Consider the following 541-nt stretch of genomic DNA (forward strand, 5'->3'; position numbering starts at 1 on the left):
GCAGCATCTCGCTGCCCGCCACGAATACGTAGGGCAATGCTTCATCACCGTGAATGTCGAAGAACAGGTCAACGCCCGTCTGCTCGATGGCCTGACGCACGCACAGCACTTCGGGACTGCGCTGGGCATCGGGCTCCATCCACTCGCGGTTCAGGTTGGCGCCGGCGGCGTTGGTGCGCAGGTTGCCGAGCGAGGCGCCATCCGGGTTCATGTTCGGCACGATGTGGAAGACAGCACGTTCGGCGAGCACGCGGCCAATCGGATCACCGCTCCAGACACCTTGACGCGTCAGGCGCGCGAGCAAGCCTTCGACAAACCACTCGGCCATCGTTTCGCCTGGATGCTGGCGGGCAATGATCCACACGTTCTTCTTGCCTGGGCCAGGTTCTCCGACGGTGATGCTCGTCATGTCGCGACCCTGTACCGTGCTGCCAAGACGTTGGGTACGCACACCGGGCCGGGTCTGCGCGGCGGCCACCAGCGACAGGTGGCGCTCGTCCGAGTACGGCTCGAAGTAGGCAAACCAGATGCTGTCGTGCTC

At 64.1% G+C, this 541-nt stretch carries 1 protein-coding gene; it reads right to left on the reverse strand.

Annotation, left to right across the window (positions count from 1 at the left end; all coding sequences use genetic code 11):
- Positions 1-541, reverse strand: a 541-nt coding sequence (locus JHD73_RS27995) for a carboxypeptidase family protein (protein WP_199033366.1), incomplete at both ends; no start/stop codon positions are given.

It is taken from the genome of Ralstonia sp. ASV6 (genome assembly GCF_016429285.1).
GTDB lineage: Bacteria > Pseudomonadota > Gammaproteobacteria > Burkholderiales > Burkholderiaceae > Ralstonia > Ralstonia flaminis.